The following is an 18,854-nucleotide window of genomic DNA, read 5'->3' as shown; positions in this document are numbered from 1 at the left end:
GCTGGGCCCTCAAACCTTCTTGCGCGCGTGATGGCCGAACAGGCCTTCGGGCTTGAGCAGCAGCACCATCAGGAGAACGACGTAGGGCGCGACGTCCTTCCATCCCTGCGGCAGATAGAAGCCGGCCATGCTCTCGATCACCCCGATCAGCACGCCGCCGACCACTGCACCCGGGATCGAGCCGAAGCCGCCGAGCACCGCCGCCGGAAACGCTTTCAGCCCCAGCACCAGGCCGACATTGGAATGGATGAAGGTGATCGGCGCCAGCAGCACGCCGGCCGCGGTCGCCACCGCCGCCGAGATCGCCCATACGATCGACACCACGCGCTTGACCGGAATGCCCATATAATAGGCCGCCAGCATGTTCTCCGAACTCGCCCGCATCGCGGTACCGAGCGTGGTCCGGTTGAAGAACAGATAGAGCATCGCGCAGAGGATCACGGTCGCCGCGATCACGGAGAGCTTGTCATAGGCCAGCACCAGGCTGCCGATTCGCAGCACGCCCTGGCTGAACGGCGTCTCGATCTTGAGGTCGTCGGTGCCCCAGATGATGCCGGCGATGGAGCGCAGGAAGTAGCCGAGCCCGATCGTCGCCATGATGATGGAGAATTGCGGATAACCGAGGATCGGGCGCACCACGACCCGCTCCGCCAGCATGCCGAACAGCGCCATCGCTACGACAGCGCCGGCGAATCCGATCCAGTAATTGAGGCCGAGAATACCGATGAAGGTGAAGGCGAAGAACCCGCCCAGCATCATCAGGTCGCCCTGCGCAAAGTTCACGACTTCGGTCGCCTTGTATACCAGGACGAAGCCGAGCGCGATTAGGCCGTAGACGCAGCCGAGCGCAATACCGCTCACCAACTGCTGAACAAAGTCCAGCATTGCAGATTTCCCTCCCCCGGATGCGCGGCGATTCTATTGACCGCCTTTGCCGCATCTTGTGTCTAGTCGCTGCCCGCATCGCCTGTGTCGAAGCGCTCGCGAACAGCTGGCCGGTATACAGCCCAAAGCACTGATCCCTGTCAACTTAACGCTGGTTGCCGTCCCCGGCGGCCGGTTGCGGACAAATGCCGCAGTCTTGTGCAACGTCTTGAGCGGTCCCGGGCAGGGCAGCGCATCGGCGGGATTTGCCGCCCTCGATTCACCGTGCCGAAAGTTCTTCGGTCCATGGTGCGTATCCCATGCAAATGCTGGATCGCCCCGACATGAAGCACGATCAATCCGCGCTGGCGTTACGAGGGTTAACGAAGCGTTTTGACCGCCTCGCGGTCGATGCGCTCGACCTGACCGTCCGAACCGGCGAGTTCTATGCTCTGCTCGGGCCCAACGGCGCCGGCAAGACCACGACGCTGCGCATGGTGGCCGGCCTGTTGCGGCCCGATGCCGGCTCGGTCTCGGTGCTGGGTATCGACGCGCTGGCCGATCCCGTCGCCGCCAAGCAGATCACGGCGTGGGTGTCGGACGAGCCGATGATCTACGACAAGCTGACGCCGCTGGAATATCTCGCCTTCGTCGCCGGGCTGTGGAGCATCGACCCCGAGGTTTCCGAACCATCGGCCCACGATCTACTGGTCTCGCTCGGCCTCGAGCCGCATCTGCACGAGCGCTGCGAGGGATTTTCCAAGGGCATGCGCCAGAAGGTGGCGCTGGCCGGGGCGCTGGTGCATGACCCGCGCCTGATCATTCTCGACGAACCGCTCACCGGCCTCGACGCCGTGTCGGCCCGCCACGTCAAGGGCCTGCTCGGCGACCGGGTGCGCGCCGGCTGCACCGTGATCATGACCACGCATATTCTGGAAGTCGCGGAACGAATGGCCGACCGGATCGGCGTCATCGCATCGGGACGGCTGATCGCCGAGGGCACGCTGAGCGAACTGCGCCAGCAGAACGGGCGCAACGACACCAGTCTCGAGGACATGTTCATCGCGCTGGTCGATACCGAAGCCGCCGCGGCATGAGTTCGTCCGCGGATCTGACCTGGTTTGCCCGGCACGAAATCCGGCTGGCATGGCGCGAGGGGCTGGCGATGCTCACCGCCGGCCGCAAGGGGCGCAAGCGCACCGCCATCATCGGACTGATTGTCTTTGCCGCGATCATGCATCTGCCGGCCTACGCCGTGATCGGCCGTTTCGCCGACCTGCAGGAGCCGCTGGATAAATCCACCCTGATCGTCATCACCGCGACCATTCTTCTGGCATGGGCGCTGATGCTGTCGCAGGCCATCGAATCGGTGACGCGGGTGTTTTACGCCCGCGCCGATCTCGATCTGATCATGTCGTCGCCGGTAGCCCTCGCCAATGTGTTTTCGGTGCGCATCGCGGCGATCGCGCTGCAGGTGATCGCGATGGCGCTGTTGCTGTCGACGCCGTTCGTCGATGTTCTCGTCATCGGCGGCGGCTGGCGCTGGCTTGCCGCGTTCGGCGTGGTCGTCGCCATTGGCCTTTCGGCTGCGGCGGTCGCCATCGCGATCACGGTCGTGCTGTTTCGCCTGATCGGCCCGAGCCGCACCCGGCTGGTGGCGCAAATCCTCGTCGCCGTGATCGGCGCCGGTTTCGTCATTGCGCTGCAAGTTGCCGCAATCCTTTCCTACGGCACGTTATCCCGGTTCGCGGTGCTGACGTCGGATGCCGCGGCGGTCTTCGCGCCCGCGCTCGACAGCATCGTCTGGTGGCCGGCGCGCGCGGCCCTTGGCGACGGCGAAGCGCTGCTGGGCCTGCTGGCCGGCGGCCTCGTCCTGCTCGGCGCGGTCATGGCGATCTTCTCGCCGCGCTTCGCCGACACCGTCGTCAGCGCTTCAGCCAGTCCCGCGACGGCGCAGCAAGGTCTTCGCACGAAAGCGTTTCGCGCCGGCTCGCGGCAGCAGGCGCTGCGCTGGAAGGAATTCGTGCTGCTGAAGCGCGATCCCTGGCTGCTTTCGCAGAGCCTGATGCAGCTGCTTTATCTGGTGCCGCCGGCGCTGTTGCTGTGGAAGAGTTTCGCCGACAGCGACGCCGCGCTGGTGCTGATCACGCCTGTTATCGTGATGGCCGCCGGACAACTCGCGGGCGGCCTCGCCTGGCTGACGATTTCGGGCGAAGACGCCCCCGACCTGGTGGCGACCGCGCCGTTGCCGGCGTCACGCGTGACCCGCGCCAAGATCGAGGTGGTGCTGATCGCGATCGCCGTCATCTTCGCGCCGCTGCTGATGGCGCTGGCCTATGCCGCGCCGCTGCAGGCGGCGGTCACCGCGTCAGGCATCATCCTCGCCGCGGCATCGGCCACCGCGATCCAGCACTGGTTCCGGGTGCAGGCCCGGCGCAGCCAGTTCCGCCGCCGCCAGACCTCGTCGCGCTTTGCCACCTTTGCCGAAGCCTTTTCCTCGATCGGCTGGGCCGCCACCGCGGTGCTGGCGTTGGCAATGCCGATCGCCGGATTGATCAGCGGGCTCTTGACCGCCGCCATCGTCGCGGTGACATGGAAGATCAGCCCGCGGCGGGATTGATGCCGATTTTCCGGTCCGCGTCCCTACGCCTTGATCAATTCCATCACCGCTGCCGCAAACGCTTCGGGTTCTTCCTGCGGCAGGTTATGCCCCGCGCGCGGGATCACCCGATGGCTGCGGGGGCCGGTAAATTTCGCCGCGGTCGCGCTGCCGTCATTGGCGGGAAACACGCCGTCGCCGGCTCCGTCCAAAGTGATGGCCGGCACCGAGATCGCGGGCTGCGCCGCCAACCGTTGTTGCAGACCGGCATATTGCGGATCGCCTTCGGCCAGCCCGTAGCGGTGACGGTAACTGTGGATCACGACGTCGACATAGTCAGGGTTGTCGAAGGCTGCGGCCGAGCGCTCGAAGGTGGCTTCGTCGAAAGCCCAGTTCGGCGACCATTGTTGCCAAAGAATCTTCGCGATCTCGCGCCGGTTGGCGGCGAGGCCGGCACGGCCGCGCTCGAGCTGAAAATAATATTGGTACCAGAGCGCGACCTCGCGCTCGGCGCTGGCCGGCACCATGGCTCGCGCGATATCCTGAATATTGTAGCTGTTGAGCGACACCAGGCCAGCACAACGCTCCGGCCATAGCGCGGCGCCGACGCAGGCGGCGCGACCGCCCCAGTCATAGCCGGCGAAAACCGCACGCTGGATGTGAAGCGCATCCATCAGCGCCATCAGGTCGGCGCCCAATGCGGCCTGCTCTCCCGAACGCGGCGTCGCCGCATCCCGGAAGCGGGTCGGACCATAGCCGCGCAAATAGGGAACGATGGTGCGGCAACCCTGCGCCGCCAGGTCAGGGGCGACATCGACATAAGCATGGATGTCGTAGGGGAAGCCGTGCAGCAGCATCACGGCCGGACCGTCCGCGGGTCCTGCCTCGCAATAGGCAATGTCGAGCGCGCCGGCATCGACATGACGCAACGGCTCCAGCCGATGGGATGAGGATGCACGCGTCAAAATGGACTCCCCGGATGCAACTCCCGCAATGCCCAGCTTAGTCGCTTATGGGCCGTAGCAGCCAAGCGGAAAATGCCAAAGCACCCGGAAGAATTCCGGCGGACGGCAATTCAAACCGCGACATCTTGTTCCAGCCCGGCGCCCTCGGATGACCGTCCGGCATCGATGCCGCCATGACGGCCGCCGGATTCAGCGATACAGTGCCGATCCGGTGATCGGAACGCGGGGCCTGCCATGCTGCGATCTTTGCCTGTCGTCATTGCCATGCTGGGCGCGCTGACGGCGCCGGCGACCGCCCAGCAGCAACAACCGCTGCGCAGCGAGTGCCTGGCGATGGCGAATGCACCGCCGCGCGCCACGCCGGTCAGCCTGCGGCTGGCAGCCGCGAAGGGCGAGGAGGTGACGATCACCTATGCCGGTCACTCGACCTATTACATCGAGTCGCGCGACGGCGTGCGGATCGCGACCGACTACAGCGGCGCCTACCGGACCGGCCGCCTGCCCGACGTCGTCACCATGAACCGTGCCCACTCCACGCATTACTCGCTGTCCCCGGACCGCGGCATCGCGCATGTGCTGCACGGCTGGGGCGATGACGGCAAGCCGGCCTATATCAACAAGCGCATCGGTGACGTCTACATCCGCAACGTCACCACCGACATCCGCCCCTACGTTATGGACGATTCACACAACGCGCTGGTCAGGGACGGCAACTCGATCTTCATCTTCGAGGTCGCCGGCCTCTGCATCGGCCATCTCGGCCATTTGCACCACAAGCTCGACGACAGCCATTTCGCCCAGATCGGCCGCATCGACATCCTGATGGTGCCGATCGACGGCACCTATACGATGTCGCTCGACGGCATTTCCGAGGTCACGCGGCGGCTGCGTTCCTCGGTGGTGCTGCCGATGCATCGCTTCATGACCCCGCTCGACGATTTCATGCAGAAGATCGGCCAGCAGTTCGAGATCGACCGCCGCGGCGAGCGGAGCCTCAAAATATCGCGGGAGACGCTGCCGACAACGCCGACGGTGATTATTCTGGACGGGGTTTGAGCTACTGGGCCGCGAGGCTTCAACAATAGCGAGAATGACGGGGAGTGAGACGATGACCACCAGCACTGCCGCGGCATCCAGCAGCGGGCTGTATGCCGATCCGCGCGAGGACTGGCTGGCGCAATACACCGAGGAAGTGATCGATCCCGCCCGTCCGATCGTCGATCCGCACCATCATCTCTGGGATCGCGGCGGCCAGCGCTACATGATCGAGGAGATGGCCGCCGACATCGCCTCCGGCCACAACATTGTCGCGACCGTCTATGTCGATTGCCGATCGATGTACCGCGCGTCGGGACCCGACGCGTTCCGCCCGGTCGGCGAAGTCGAATTCGCCAACGGCGTCGCCGCGATGAGCGCCAGCGGCGGCTATAGTCCCGCGCGGATCAATGCCGGCATCGTCAGCCACGTCAATCTGTTGCTCGGCGATCGCGCAAGGCCCGTGCTCGAAGCGGAAATCACCGCCGGCAATGGCCGCTTCCGCGGCATTCGACACTCCTCGGCATGGGATGCGGAGTTCGAGGTCGCGGGCATGTATGCCAAGCGGCCGAAAGGCATCCTGCTCGATCCAACCTTCCGCGAGGGTTTTGCCTGTCTGGCGCCACTGGGCCTGAGTTTCGACGCCTGGCTGTTTCATCCGCAGATCGGGGAATTGACCGATCTCGCGCGCGCCTTTCCGGATACCAGAATCATGCTCGACCATTGCGGCGGCCCTATCGGCATCGGCCGTTTCGCCGGCAAGCGCGAGGAGACGTTTGCCTCGTGGAAGGCCTCGATCCTGGAAATCGCCAAATGCCCCAATGTCTCGGTAAAACTCGGCGGGCTGGCGATGCGGCTGCTCGGGTATGACTTTCACGAGCGCCCGATGCCGCCATCGTCGGAACAGGCCGCGGCGGCGTGGCGTCCCTATATCGAAACCTGCATCGAGGCTTTCGGCCCCACCCGCGCGATGTTCGAGAGCAACTTTCCACCCGACAAGGGCCAGTGCAGCTATCAGGTGATCTTCAACGCCTTCAAGCGCATCGCTGCGCAGTACAGCGAGGCCGAGAAGACGGCGCTGTTCTCCAGGACGGCCGTGGACTTCTATCGGCTGAGGGTTGAATGAAGCCTGCCCCAGATGGCGCGCCAAATCCGTCACGCCATTGTCATAAATACTTAGTTTACCTCGATGTGGCGGAGTCGGCGGCTTTTCCCGGCATTGCGGCCTCCCTGAAAGACCGTCATCGCTTCGTTTGGCGGCCTGCGCTATTCTGGCAATGACAGGCGGCCCACGGCGGTGCCGCCGGCAGATGCCCGCAAAAGGATGAATGCGATGAACGAAACCGTCAATCTCCCGGCGGTCATGGCAGATCCGTCCGCGATCCTGCGCATCAAATCCGAGATCGACATTTCAGACCGGTCGCGCATCGTCACCTTCGGCGACCGCGCGCAGCGTGCGGTGGTCGAATTCGCCGACCGGATTCTCGCCCAGACGCAGAATCGGGAACTCGGCAATACCGGCAAGCTGCTGTCCGACATTCTCGCCAAGGCGCGCGGGCTCGATCCCGCCACGCTCAAGGACGGCAACTTCTTCACCCGCCTGTTCTCCTCCATGGAGGCGCGGCTGCGGCGGTTTTCCGAACAGTTCGGCGATGTCTCCTCGCAGATCGACCGCATCTGCGTCGAACTGGACCGCAACAAGGAAACGCTGCGGCGCGATATCGCGATCCTGGATGAGTTGCACGAGCAGACCAGGTCGTCGCTCGGCGATCTGGATTCGCATATTGCGGCGGGCAAGGGTTTCGCCGAGGAATTCCGCAGCCACAGGCTGGTCGAACTCGAGCAGGCCGTGAAGGCGGCGCCCCCGGGCAGCGACGCGCTGTTGGCCGCGCAAACCTTTCAGGACGCAGCACAAGCCCTCGACCGGCTCGAGAAGCGCATCTTCTATCTGCAGCAGGCGCGCCAGATCGGCATCCAGCAGCTGCCGCAAATCCGTATCGTGCAGTCGGGCGACGAGACCCTGATCGAGAACCTGCAGGCGACCACCGAACTCACCATCCCGGTGTGGAAGCAGAAGATGATCCTGCTGCTCGGGCTCAGCCGCCAGAAGTCCGCCCTCGATCTGCAAAGGACCGTTACCGACGCTACCAACGAGATGATGAAGCAGGCATCGGAGATGATGAAGACGCAGGCGATCGAGATCGAGAAGCAATCGCAGCGTGGCATCGTCGACATCGAGACGCTGGAGAAGACCAACCGCGATCTTGTCGATACGATCGCGGGCGTGCTCAACGTCCAGGCGGAGGGCCGGCAGAAACGGGCCCAGATCGAGCAGCGCATGGCGCAGCTCACCGACGAATTGAAATCAGCCATGTCCAAGTCGCCGGCATGAATTTTGCTCCGCTTTTGCGGTCGTTTGCCGCCTTGCTTCTGGTGTCGGCGCTGGCCGGCTGTTCGGCGCCAGGACCGCAATTCACCATCCTGGCCGGCTCCGAAAACGACGTGCTCGAACCGCTGGTCCAGGAGTTCTGCAAATCGCGCAGCGCCGGTTGCACCATGCGGTATCAGGGCTCGCTGGACATCGCGCTTTCTCTCAAGGCCGGCAATGACCCGGACGCCGACGCGGTCTGGCCCGCAGCCTCGATCTGGATTGATATGTTCGACACGGCGCGGCGGGTGAAGTCGGTCAAGTCGATTGCGCAGATGCCGGTGATCCTCGGGGTGCGCCGTTCCAAGGCCCAGGCGCTTGGCTGGATCGGCGCCAAGGTGACGACAAGGGACATCCTGGCCGCCGTGGAAGGCGGCCGTCTGAAATTCCTCATGACATCGGCGACCCAGTCGAACTCGGGGGCCGCTGCCTATCTGGCCATGCTGGCCGCCGGAATAGGCAAGTCCGACCTGATCGAGGCCGGCGATCTGGACAAGGCGGAAGTTCTCGCGACCGCGCGCGCGTTGCTGCGCGGGGTGGAGCGCTCGTCCGGCTCGAGCGGCTGGCTCGCCGACCTCTATCGCGACGGGCAGCGTAGCGGCGCGCATTACGACGCGATGTGGAACTACGAGGCCGTGATCAAGGAAACCAACGACAAGCTGCTCGCCGACAGGCAAGAGCCGCTTTACGCGGTCTATCCGGAAGATGGTGTGTCGGTCGGAGATTCGCCCCTCGGCTTCGTCGATCGCGGCCGCGGCAAGGAGGTGGAGATTTTCTTCGCTGATCTTCAGGCCTTTCTGCTCAAGGGCGAGACGCAGGCGCGCATTGCCGCGACCGGGCGACGGGTCGAACTTGGCCGCGCCGTGCCGATCCGCGCCGACGCGCTTACCAACCTCAATCCCGGCCGCGCCCTCACGGTAGTTCGCCCGCCGGAACCCGCCGTCATTCAAAAGGCCCTCGGCCTCTACCAGGAAGCGCTGCGCCGGCCATCGCTCACCGCCCTGTGCCTCGACGTATCCGGCAGCATGCAGGGTACGGGCGAGAAACAGCTGCTGGAGGCCATGCAGTTCCTGCTGACACCCGCGCGCACCCGCGAGGTGCTGGTGCAATGGTCGAAGGAAGACCAGATCCTGGTGCTGCCTTTCAGCGATCATGTGCTCTGGACGGAGAACGCGAGCGGCGACGATGGCGACCAGGCCGGCCTTCTTGCCAGGGCGCTCGAACTGCGCGCCAACGGCGGCACCGACTTCTACACCTGCGCCGAGCGGGCGCTGGCAGCCATGAAGCCGCTGCTCGATGGCGAACGCCATTTGCCGGCGATCGTCATCATGACCGACGGCAAGAGCCAGGGCACGATGTCGACTTTCGAATCGGCCTGGCGCGCGGATGGACGGCGCGTGCCGATATTCGGCGTTACATTCGGAGACAAGGTCGAACGCAGCCAGCTCGATGCGCTTGCCACGTTGACGGGCGGCAGGGTTTTCGACGGTACCAAGAGCCTGACCCAGGCGTTCCGCGCCGTGCGAGGATACAACTGAATGCCGGTGATGCCGTCAGGGATCAACTGGGTCGCCGGCGGAGCGACGGCCGCTATCCTGCTGCCACTGCTGGCTATCGGCGCCGACATGCCTTTCTGGATCGCCTGCATCCTGAGCGCGACTGCGGGCGGCGGTGTAGTGGCCCTGCTGACGCCGCGCAAACTGTTCGAACATCTCGATTCGAGCGGGGCCGCGCGTGGCAAGATCGAATTCGCGCGCGAACTCATGACCGATGCCGAGCCGATCGCAGCCAGGCTGGATGTCGCCGCGACTTCGATCCGCACGCCTGAGGCCGCCGAACGGGTACGGCATCTCGCCAGCCTCACCCGCGAAATCTTCGCGGCGATCGAAAAGGACCCCTTGCGGATCGACCGTGTACGCCGGTTCCTGACGTATTACCTGCCGCGCGCGGCCGAGATCGCCGAGGCCTACGCATTGCTCGAAAGGGCCAGTGCGCTCAATGGCGCCCGGCTCAAGGCGACGGGCGATCTGATCGACCGGCTCGACGTCGCGTTCACGCACTATGCCGCGACCCTGCAAGACGCCGATCTCGACAATCTCGACATTGAACTCAAGCTGTTGAAAAGTTCGCTCGACTCGGATCTGGGACCGGCGCAGGGCGCCGTCGTGCCGCTCGATCCGGGCAAGAGGAGGGCCTGATGGCCATTTCGCGTCGAGCCTTCGGGATCGGCCTGCTCGCCGCCAGCGCCGCCGGCACCGGTGGCTATGTCTATCTGCGGCAACATCCCGAAATCGCCGGACGGTTTGGCGAGCCGAAACGGCTGTTTGGATTTGCCGGCGGCGAGAAGGAAGGCTTTCTGGCCAATGCTCGCGTCCGCAACCTGCTTGAGCGCCGGTTCGGACTGGTGCTCGACGCCCGTCGCGCCGGATCGGTCGAGATGGTGCGCGAACGCGCGCTACTCGACCAGAAGCCGCAATTTTTGTGGCCGTCGTCGTCGGTTCTGGTCGACGTCGCGCGCAAATCGGGGGTGAAGATCTCGCGCGACCAGGTGATCTTCAACTCACCGATCGTGCTCTACTCATGGGATCGCATCGCCGACGGTCTCGTCAAGGGCGGCTATGCGGAGCCGGCTGGCGGGCCGCGCTATACCGTCGACCTGCTGAAGATTCTGAAAGCCATTATTGCGGGCGAGACCTGGGCGGCAATGGGGGTTGCGGATCTTTTCGGCCGCGCGCGCATCGTCTCGACCGATCCCAACAAGTCGAATTCGGGCTTCATGTTCGCGGGGCTTTCGGCGAGCCTGCTCAGCGGCGACGTCGTCATGCTGGATTCGCTTCCCCGCATCGAAGGCGATGTCACCACCGTTTTTCGCCGGATGGGCTACAAGCCGCCATCTTCGGGCAAGTTGTTCGATGACTATGTCGCCGGCGGCGCCGGCGCCCAGCCGCTCATCGTGGGTTACGAAAACCAGCTGATCGAGTGGGTGCTGCAGGATGCCGACCGCTGGAAACGTGTCGAGCTAAACGCGCCTTCCAAGCCGGTGATTCTCTACCCGCGCCCGACCACGTTCTCGGCGCATCCCCTGATCAGCATCGACCGCGGCGCCGACGATTTCATCGATGCCCTGCTGAGCGAAAGCCTGCTCGAACTCGCCTGGGAGGAGCACGGGTTTCGCGGACCGCTCGGCTCGATCGGCAAGGCGCGCAACCCGTTGCTGCAGACGCGCCTGATCGAGCGCATCGATTCGGTGCTGCCGATGCCCGATGCGCCGGTGATGCTGGCGCTGCTCGATCGGCTGGCCGCCTGAGCGGTGGATTCACCCGCGCTGACACCGCCTCAGCCGGCGCGGTTCTTCTTTTTCTTCTTTCCGAATGCGGGCTTCGCATCGCCCGCGCCGGCATGCGCCGGCTTTCCGGCGTAGGCGGGCTTGTGCGCATATTTCTTTTTCTTGTCGAAGCCCGGCTCCCTGGCAAAGCCCGGTCCGCTTCCGCCTGATGGCTTGCCGTGCGGCTTCGGCCCGCGCTCGTCGCGGAAACGATCGTTCGGGCGATCGCCGCGCTCGGGGGCGCCGGCTTCGCGCCGCGGCGGATAGGAGCGCTTCTCCTGCGGCGCCTGGCTCTGCGGCGGCTCGGTCATCGCCTCGATGCGGATGTTGTCTTCCTTGTCGGGACGCCGGATCATGGCGGCGAAGGATTCCGCGGCACCCCTGGAAATCTCGAACTCGGTGGTGGTGTCCATGATGCGGATGGCGCCGATATCATGCTTGTCGATGCCGCCGCGGCGGCAGATCATCGGCAACAGCCAGCGCGCTTCGGCGTTCTTCCTGCGGCCGATGGCGGCGCGAAACCACACGCTGCCCTCCGCCATGCCGCCGTGACGCGGCGATGATTTGCCGGGCTTCGAGCGCGGTGAGGACTCGCGATCGTCGCCGCGCTGCGGCCGCGCGCCTTTATCCCGGCTGCCGACGTCACGGGACCGGCCGGCGCCCTGGCCGGGATCGAGAATGTCTTCGGGCGACGGCAACCGCGCGCGGTAGAGCCGCGCCAGCGCGGCTGCGATTTCCTCGGGCGACCGCTCGGCCAGCATGGCCTGCGCCAGCACCAGATCCTCCGGCGTCGGCTCTTCGGCGAACAGGGTGTCCTTCAGCATGCGCTCCTGGTCGAGCTTGCGAATTTCTTCCGAGCTGGGCGCGGTGCCCCAGACGGCGTCGATGCCTCCGAGGTTCAGCAGCAATTCCGCGCGCCGCTTGCGCGCCGGCGGCACCAGCAGAATGCTGACACCCTTGCGGCCGGCACGGCCGGTGCGGCCGGAGCGATGCTGCATCACTTCCGCATCGTTCGGCAGATCGGAGTGAATGACGAGATCGAGGTTGGGCAGGTCGATGCCGCGGGCCGCGACGTCGGTGGCGACGCAGACCCGCGCCCGTCCATCGCGCAGCGACTGCAGCGCCGTGGTCCGCTCGTTCTGGGTCAGTTCGCCCGACAGCGCCACCACCGAAAAGCCCCGCTCCGACAGCGTCGTTTGCAGATGCCGCACCGCGTTTCGGGTGTTGCAGAACACCAGCGCGCTGGGCGCTTCGAAGAAGCGCAGCACGTTGACCACGGCGTGTTCGACATCGGCCGCCGCGATCCGGATGGCGCGGTACTCGATGTCGGCATGGCCGCCTTCGTCGCCTTCGACCTCGACGCGAAACGCCTGCTGCTGATAGGTCTTGGCGATGGCAACGATGCCGCGCGGCAGCGTCGCCGAAAACAGCAGCGTGCGGCGGGTGGCCGGGGTGGTCTTGAGGATGAATTCCATGTCCTCGCGAAAGCCGAGATCGAGCATCTCGTCGGCCTCGTCGAGCACCACGGCCTTTAGCTGCGAGACGTCGAGGCGGCCGCGCCGCAGATGGTCGCAGAGACGGCCGGGCGTGCCGACCACGATGTGGGCGCCCGCCGCCAGCTGGCGCTGTTCGGCGCGCGGGTCCATGCCGCCGACACAGGAAACCACGCGCGCATCGGCATATTGGTAGAGCCAGGCGAGTTCGCGCTGCACCTGCAAGGCCAGTTCGCGGGTGGGGGCCACGATCAGCGCCAGGGGCGCGGTGGTCCGCTCGAACCGCTCGGCGTCGCCGAGCAGGTCCCTGGCGATGGCGAGCCCATAGGCGACGGTCTTGCCGGAGCCGGTTTGCGCCGAGACCAGCAGGTCGCGGCCGACAGCGGCGTCCGCCAGCACGGCGGTCTGCACCGCGGTGGCGGAATCATAGTTGCGCTCGGTCAGGGCACGGGCGAGCGGCGGACTGGTGGTTGAGAATGTCACGGGAGGGGAAAACCTTGGTTGGCGCCAGCGCTGAAAAGCCGAATACGGCTTCGAACCGGATCGGTTGAAGCTCGCGTGCCTGGCAGATGCACAGCCGCGTGGATGATTGATTTGATTGAGTTGGGGGTGCTTTAGGCCAATAGCGGCCAAAACGCCATGGCCAAGGATGCATGCTCGATCGGCCGCATTGCAGGGCATCTGGCGCAATTGAGGGCATTAGGGCCCCAATACGCCCGCTTTGGCAACGGGCGGCGGTTAACGCCGCCCGTTAACTACCTCATGCCCACTCGCCCTTGCGGAACACCGGCACAACCCGGCCGTCGGCATGGACGCCGTCGATGTCGGTCTTGTCAGAGCCGATCATCCAGTCGATATGGATCAGGCTCTTGTTGCCGCCCTGCGCCGCGATCTGCTCCGGCGTCAGGTTGCCGCCATTTACAAAACATTTCGAATAGCACTGGCCCAGCGCGATGTGGCAGGCGGCGTTCTCGTCGAACAAGGTGTTGAAGAACAGCAGCCCGCTCTTCGAGATCGGCGAGGAATGCGGCACCAGCGCCACTTCGCCGAGCCGGCGCGCGCCTTCATCGGTGTCGAGCACCTTGTTCAGCACTTCGGCGCCGCGCGAGGCCCTGGCATCGACGATGCGTCCTTCCTCGAAGCGCACCGAGATGTTGTCGATCAGCGAGCCCTGATAGGACAACGGCTTGGAACTGACGACATGGCCGCTGACCCGCCGCGCATGCGGGGTGGTGAACACTTCCTCGGTCGGGATATTGGGGTTGCAGATGATGCCGTTTTTCGCCGTGGACGCGCCGCCCTGCCATTCATGGCCGTCGGCGAGACCGATCGTGAGATCGGTGCCCGGCCCGGAATATTTCAGCGCGCTGAAGCGCTGGCCGTTCAGCCATTCGGTGCGCTCGCGCAGCACCGCGTTGTGCTTCTTCCAGGAGGCGACCGCGTCGTCATTGTCGACGCGCGAGGCCGCGAAGATGGCGTCGGCCAGCTTCGCCACCGCGACATCCTCCTCGTCGCCGGGAAACATCTGTTTCGCCCATGCCGGGCTCGGATAGGCGACGATGTTCCAGTTGACGTCGAAGCCGACGATTTTCTCCAGCGCCGGCTGATAGGCCATCGAATTGGCCTTGCTGGCACGCGAGACTTTTGCCGGATCCTCATTCGCCAGCAGCATCGGATTGTCGCCGACGATGGCCAGGCGCGCGGTATTGGCGGCGAACGCCTTCGACATCCCGTCGTAAAGCCAGCCGGCGGCACGATCGAAACTGTGGTCCTCGGCGAAGCGGTAGCGCGCCAGCGTGATCTCTTCGTCCGACAGGATCGGCGTCACCAGGCCGGCGCCGGCCTTGTAGGCATGCTCGGCGATCTTGCGCACCAACGGCAGCGCCACGCTCGGCGCCGTCAGCAGCAGGTCCTGCCCCGGCTGCAGGTTCAGCCCGATCCGGACGGCGACCTCGGCGAGCCGGTCGAGTTTTTTCGGATCGATCGATGCCGAGATGTTGCGTTCGTGGACGGTCATGGCGAGGCCTCGTGCGGGTGGGATGCTCTATCTAAACCTGTCCTCGCGGGGCGCAATAGCTAACCTGTAGATCATAGCCCATGCTCTGAATCGTCATTGCGAGCCAGCGGGTCGCGCGAATGCGCGCCCGATGACAGTCGAGAGTATCTCAACTCTCAACGTCGTCCCTGCGAACGCAGGGACCCAAACGCCGTGCCATAGATGTTGTCGGTGGTATTAACGGACTTGTTGAACCAACGCGCCATTCCATCAGACGACCGGGGTTATGGGTCCCTGCGTTCGCAGGGACGACGCAAGTGGGTTTTTCAGAACAACAAAACATGCATTCGCGATCTCGCGGCCTGATAAGCCCGAGGTTTGCCATCATTTCCTTGCCCTCCAATCAGAGGGCGCGGGGAGGCCGGGCGCCCGATGCGCCCGATAGCCGCGTGTGCAATGGGTAGTGGTAGAAGGCACACGCGTTAGTCAGGTCACACCGGAATCACCCGGCACTCCCCGCGCAATGGTTTACGGCTTATAACGCGCTCTCCTCGGTGAGCCATGCACTTTTGCCACCGTCGCCCGCGCGCACTTGCGCGAACTTGACACCTGCCCTTGGGATGTCGGGACCACACGTCTTTGCCATCCGCCTCAGGAGTTCTGGTCAAGAGCTCCATCCGCGTCCATCGCCTCCCCGTCCCGCGCTGTTGACCGTTGCGCAACGCCCCTTTGAGTGGGACGGGATGCGGAGAGATATAAACTGGTTTTAATTTCTGTAAAACCGAATTATTTTTTCACGAGGGGCTTGACACGACTTCCGGTAAACCGAAGTGATTTGCCCGTCGGGTTGGTTGTTGCGGGCTGTATTGCCCGGCAACTGATCTCGTCACGATATCGAAAATGAGATTTCGGCGCGATCGAACGAATGATGCTCGGCACGAGCGCGCATCGCTGACGCACGGGATACGCCTCGCTCAATCCGGATTAATCGACAGGATTTTCTCCCGACTGGCATCGATCAGCTTGCGCCGGGTCGCCGTCGCGCCGCCAAAGACCGCTTCACAACCGGGAACGATGCGCGGTTTGGCCGCAGCGATGGCGGCGTCGAACTCGCCGGCGAAGCTGATTTGGGCGGTGGCGAGGTCGGACGTGCACGGCCTGACGAAAATCGGGATGGATCGACCCGGACCCGGATCGGCCCTCGTGACCGAAGCTTCCGCAGCGCAATGAATTTCAGGACGCCGATTGTGTCGACGAATCGAAGCAGCCCGCCGAGGGCGGACAACCGCAACCGGGCATGGCTTATGCTGGCCGCAAGTCGCATGCTCATCAATCACGTCCCGCGTAGAGTGGAACGGAGCCGGCCAGCAAGCAGGATGGGTGGGGCGCAGCGACACCCGTCATTTGCTATTAGCAATGTTGCGGGTTTCGCGAAGCGCGCGACCCATCGTTGCTACGTCCTCTTGCTGCACCACTCGATGAGACGCCACGCCTGCCATCCGCCGGCGAGGCGGCTGACCACGGCGAGGTTGGCGTGAAGTGTTGGTACGGGCGGATGAAGCAAAAAAACGTTGCATGAAGACGCAGCAGGGATTGCGCTGCGTCACAATACTACCCATGATCTCCTTTTCCGAGGAGCAAATATGAGCGAAATCTATTCCTCAGGTGGCAATGATAGAAAGCCGCCGCCACCGCCGCCGCCACCTAGGCGTCCTGAACCTCCCACGCGGGAGGATAAGGGCGGAAGAATTCAGGAGTCCACAGATTGGGACAGGGTACCGCCGCCGCCACCACCGCCCCGAAGGTAACTTGGGATAGCTATCCCTTTTATCTTGCACGTTTTGGCGTGCATAAATCACGCCGCTACCACGGAAAGATGAGCGGCGTTTTTCAGGGGCTAAATGATTTTGTCCTAGCTGTGAACGCGGTCGCTGGCGCGGGCGCGTTTATTGCATTGCTTGGCGGAAAGAGTACCCTCTTAGCACAAGTGCTGATCGGAACGGTCGCGGGCTTGTCCGCAATTGACAATGTACTTGGGTTTTCAAAAAAGTCGAAACGCCATTTTGATCTATGTCGACGATTTTCTGAACTCGCCGCGAGTATCGAAGAATGGGATGCAACCGAAGCGAACCTGAAAAAAGCCAAAGCCAGGCGCATAAAGATCGAAGAGGATGAGCCCCCGATTAAGCGGTTGATTGATATTGTTGCCCGCAATGAAGAACTAAGAGCTAGAGGGTACCCGCCTAGCGACTTTGCTCCCATATCCTGGCTACAAGCGATTTTTGGATATTTTTTAACATTCGGTATGCGGAGGCTCGATAGCTGGAGCGATGCTCAGAGAGCCAAGGGCAGCCCTGAAAAATCCAGCCCGTAGATTGCGTTAGGCTGGTGACAAACCGGAGGCGCCAGGAGGCAGTTCATGGCCGTCGAAGATTTGGTTGATGATTATTGGCGAGACGTTCTGATTTCGAAAGCCACCGGCGCGCAAGCGCAGGAAAAATGGAACGTCTTTATTCACGGACTGAAGGACCGGGTAGCTCATTTTCCGCAAGAAGCGCAAGACGAAGTGTTCCTACGAGGTGCGAAGCACAATGCGGAATGCATCGCGATCGCGCGCGTGAGCCTCGACGCGCTGAGGGAAAAACTCGGCATTCCGGCTACCAGCAATCGGCTCGCCGACGTGGCCGCCGAAACGCTAGTTCGCGCGACTGTTTGGCAAGGCGTAGGCTCGTTCTTTCGTCTATTCAGGTAACGCGGATGGGTAGAGCGCAACGATACCCGTCAGTTGCTATTTGCGAATATGATGGGTCTCGCGAAGCGCTCAACCATCCTAAGCGCTTTGGGGTGTTGTCCCCTAACCCAGCTTTCGAGGGTTGAGAATCATGGGCCTCATTGAAGACTTGAAGCCGACCGAGAAACCTCGGGTGATGGATTTGTTGCACAACATCGGCGTCGATGTGTCGATGTGGGCCGATATGAAGGGCGGCGCAAGGAAAGCCGCATCCAATCCCAAGTATTGCTACAACTGGTCTTACGAGCAGCCCGGCGAATTTGTGGCTGTTTGCCTCTGGTATCCCGGCTTGAAAATCGAAGGTGGCAAGGTCGTATACCGCCTTCATCCCAAAAGCCGCGGGTCGAGACGCCCGGAGCCCGGCGGTAGTACTTGGAATAAACGCGCCGCAGACATGGACCAAAGCATTGGCAAGGCCTACAGCGAACAACTCCCAATCCGAGTGATCGTGGTCGAGGGCCAGCAGCGAAATCCCAAAGACCCGAAGCCCAAGGCCTCGAAGGTCGAGTATCGACTACTCGATACTGTCCCTTGGGCAGTTTCGGAATATGATTATGCGACGGGCGAATGCTTATTGGTTCGGGGAGCGAAGCCCGAAGCCCCCGCGGTAACTACTGCCGACATCGAACTCTCATGGTTCGAGGGCACCTGGAAGCGGGCTTTCATTTTTCATCGACGCCGCGAGTCAAAGGCCCGGCGCGAAAAAATCCGCGAGGTGTTGAAGCTGACCGGCAAGCTCGTGTGTGAAGTACCGAAGTGTGGATTCGATTTCGAGGCGCGGTTTGGGAAGCTCGGTAGGGGATATGCGCAGGTTCATCACCTCGATCCCCTCAGCAAGTCCCCCAAGGAGGGCAAGATCACCAAGCCGTCTGATTTGGCGATTGTTTGCGCCAACTGTCATGTAATGATCCACATCGGCGGGGAATGCCGACCGCTCAAAGGCCTGTTCTAAACGCCAATGCAGCGGCGAGCAGTGGCGCGCGGCTGTTGTGCTCCCGGCTCGCTGGCGGCATAAAGCTGAAAGCACTATTCCAGCGCGAGTTCACTCCTGCAAGGCGATGTCATGGTCAAACGTATCGTCATCGACAAAAGCTGCGGGGTGATTATCGACTACCAGGACTTCTTCCTGTCGCAAGTGGAGCGTCGCTCCCGCGCGCGCCTGCGGGCGAATACGCGGAATTTCGTACGTCTACTCGGCTACTTTCGCATTCCGATGATCGCGACGCTGGAGCGGCCGGTCCACGCCAAGGGGGCCGTGCCGGAAGACATCAAGCCGCATCTCGGCAGCCGCGGAAAGGTTTTCGAGAAGGATTTCTTCGACCTCACCAGGGAGAAACCGATCCGGACCCATCTGAAGC

Annotated in this window: 17 protein-coding genes; 12 read left to right on the top strand and 5 right to left on the bottom strand. The window is 63.4% G+C overall.

Features of this window, described 5'->3' with window-relative positions; translation table 11 throughout:
- Positions 1 to 9: 9 nt before the first annotated feature.
- A complete protein-coding gene (locus tag Q7U29_RS16295) occupies positions 10 to 885 on the bottom strand; it encodes a branched-chain amino acid ABC transporter permease (protein WP_304743173.1) in 876 nt (291 codons plus the stop codon).
- Positions 886 to 1,208: 323 nt separating this feature from the next.
- Here Q7U29_RS16295 and Q7U29_RS16290 point away from each other — a divergent pair, with 323 nt between their 5' ends.
- On the top strand, positions 1,209 to 1,961 hold the full coding sequence (locus Q7U29_RS16290) for an ABC transporter ATP-binding protein (RefSeq protein ID WP_304743185.1): 753 nt from the start codon (positions 1,209 to 1,211) through the stop codon (positions 1,959 to 1,961).
- Positions 1,958 to 3,484: a permease gene (locus Q7U29_RS16285; protein ID WP_304743171.1), complete on the top strand. Its 1,527-nt coding sequence runs from the start codon at positions 1,958 to 1,960 to the stop codon at positions 3,482 to 3,484. Before Q7U29_RS16290 ends, Q7U29_RS16285 begins: the two co-directional genes overlap by 4 nt.
- 23 nt (positions 3,485 to 3,507) lie before the next feature.
- Here Q7U29_RS16285 and Q7U29_RS16280 read toward each other — a convergent pair whose 3' ends face one another.
- Positions 3,508 to 4,428, bottom strand: a complete 921-nt coding sequence (locus Q7U29_RS16280; protein WP_304743170.1) for an alpha/beta fold hydrolase — start codon at positions 4,426 to 4,428, stop codon at positions 3,508 to 3,510.
- A 234-nt stretch (positions 4,429 to 4,662) separates the two neighbouring features.
- Here Q7U29_RS16280 and Q7U29_RS16275 point away from each other — a divergent pair, with 234 nt between their 5' ends.
- The 6 genes from Q7U29_RS16275 to Q7U29_RS16250 all read left to right on the top strand — a co-directional run bounded on the left by Q7U29_RS16275 (position 4,663) and on the right by Q7U29_RS16250 (position 11,198).
- Positions 4,663 to 5,484 carry an MBL fold metallo-hydrolase gene (locus Q7U29_RS16275; RefSeq protein ID WP_304743168.1) on the top strand — a complete coding sequence of 274 codons (822 nt, stop codon included), beginning with the start codon at positions 4,663 to 4,665 and terminating at the stop codon, positions 5,482 to 5,484.
- 52 nt (positions 5,485 to 5,536) lie between these two features.
- Complete coding sequence (locus Q7U29_RS16270; protein ID WP_304743166.1) at positions 5,537 to 6,589, top strand: amidohydrolase; 1,053 nt, start codon at positions 5,537 to 5,539, stop codon at positions 6,587 to 6,589.
- 207 nt (positions 6,590 to 6,796) lie between these two features.
- Positions 6,797 to 7,855 carry a toxic anion resistance protein gene (locus tag Q7U29_RS16265; protein WP_304743164.1) on the top strand — a complete coding sequence of 353 codons (1,059 nt, stop codon included), beginning with the start codon at positions 6,797 to 6,799 and terminating at the stop codon, positions 7,853 to 7,855.
- Positions 7,852 to 9,429, top strand: a complete 1,578-nt coding sequence (locus Q7U29_RS16260; RefSeq protein ID WP_304743162.1) for a substrate-binding domain-containing protein — start codon at positions 7,852 to 7,854, stop codon at positions 9,427 to 9,429. The genes Q7U29_RS16265 and Q7U29_RS16260 overlap by 4 nt, the downstream gene beginning before the upstream one ends.
- Positions 9,430 to 10,089, top strand: coding sequence for a 5-bromo-4-chloroindolyl phosphate hydrolysis family protein (locus tag Q7U29_RS16255; RefSeq protein WP_304743160.1), 660 nt, complete (start codon positions 9,430 to 9,432; stop codon positions 10,087 to 10,089).
- Positions 10,089 to 11,198, top strand: a complete 1,110-nt coding sequence (locus Q7U29_RS16250; RefSeq protein ID WP_304743158.1) for a hypothetical protein — start codon at positions 10,089 to 10,091, stop codon at positions 11,196 to 11,198. Before Q7U29_RS16255 ends, Q7U29_RS16250 begins: the two co-directional genes overlap by 1 nt.
- A 29-nt stretch (positions 11,199 to 11,227) precedes the next feature.
- Here the strand turns inward: Q7U29_RS16250 and Q7U29_RS16245 are convergent, their stop codons facing one another.
- The 3 genes from Q7U29_RS16245 to Q7U29_RS16235 all read right to left on the bottom strand — a co-directional run bounded on the left by Q7U29_RS16245 (position 11,228) and on the right by Q7U29_RS16235 (position 16,102).
- Positions 11,228 to 13,192: a DEAD/DEAH box helicase gene (locus Q7U29_RS16245; protein WP_304743156.1), complete on the bottom strand. Its 1,965-nt coding sequence runs from the start codon at positions 13,190 to 13,192 to the stop codon at positions 11,228 to 11,230.
- Between the two features lie 277 nt (positions 13,193 to 13,469).
- Positions 13,470 to 14,726: an aminopeptidase gene (locus Q7U29_RS16240; RefSeq protein WP_304743155.1), complete on the bottom strand. Its 1,257-nt coding sequence runs from the start codon at positions 14,724 to 14,726 to the stop codon at positions 13,470 to 13,472.
- Positions 14,727 to 15,679: 953 nt separating this feature from the next.
- Positions 15,680 to 16,102 carry a hypothetical protein gene (locus tag Q7U29_RS16235; protein WP_304743153.1) on the bottom strand — a complete coding sequence of 141 codons (423 nt, stop codon included), beginning with the start codon at positions 16,100 to 16,102 and terminating at the stop codon, positions 15,680 to 15,682.
- A gap of 368 nt (positions 16,103 to 16,470) precedes the next feature.
- On the opposite strand from Q7U29_RS16235, the gene Q7U29_RS16230 reads away from it, so the two are divergent.
- The 4 genes from Q7U29_RS16230 to Q7U29_RS16215 all read left to right on the top strand — a co-directional run.
- The gene (locus Q7U29_RS16230; RefSeq protein WP_304743151.1) at positions 16,471 to 17,079 is read left to right on the top strand and encodes a hypothetical protein; all 609 of its coding nucleotides are present in this window, start codon (positions 16,471 to 16,473) and stop codon (positions 17,077 to 17,079) included.
- A gap of 45 nt (positions 17,080 to 17,124) precedes the next feature.
- Positions 17,125 to 17,457 (top strand): hypothetical protein, encoded by a 333-nt coding sequence (locus Q7U29_RS16225; protein ID WP_304743150.1) that lies wholly within the window; start codon positions 17,125 to 17,127, stop codon positions 17,455 to 17,457.
- Between the two features lie 130 nt (positions 17,458 to 17,587).
- Complete coding sequence (locus Q7U29_RS16220) at positions 17,588 to 18,448, top strand: HNH endonuclease (protein ID WP_304743148.1); 861 nt, start codon at positions 17,588 to 17,590, stop codon at positions 18,446 to 18,448.
- Between the two features lie 111 nt (positions 18,449 to 18,559).
- On the top strand, positions 18,560 to 18,854 hold a 295-nt coding region (locus tag Q7U29_RS16215; RefSeq protein WP_304743146.1), incomplete at its 3' end, for a hypothetical protein.

It is taken from the genome of Bradyrhizobium sp. (genome assembly GCF_030654605.1).
In the GTDB taxonomy this organism is placed as follows: Bacteria; Pseudomonadota; Alphaproteobacteria; order Rhizobiales; family Xanthobacteraceae; genus Bradyrhizobium.
The sequence above is the reverse complement of the archived record's forward strand: the minus strand, read 5'-3'. Positions and strand labels throughout refer to the sequence as shown.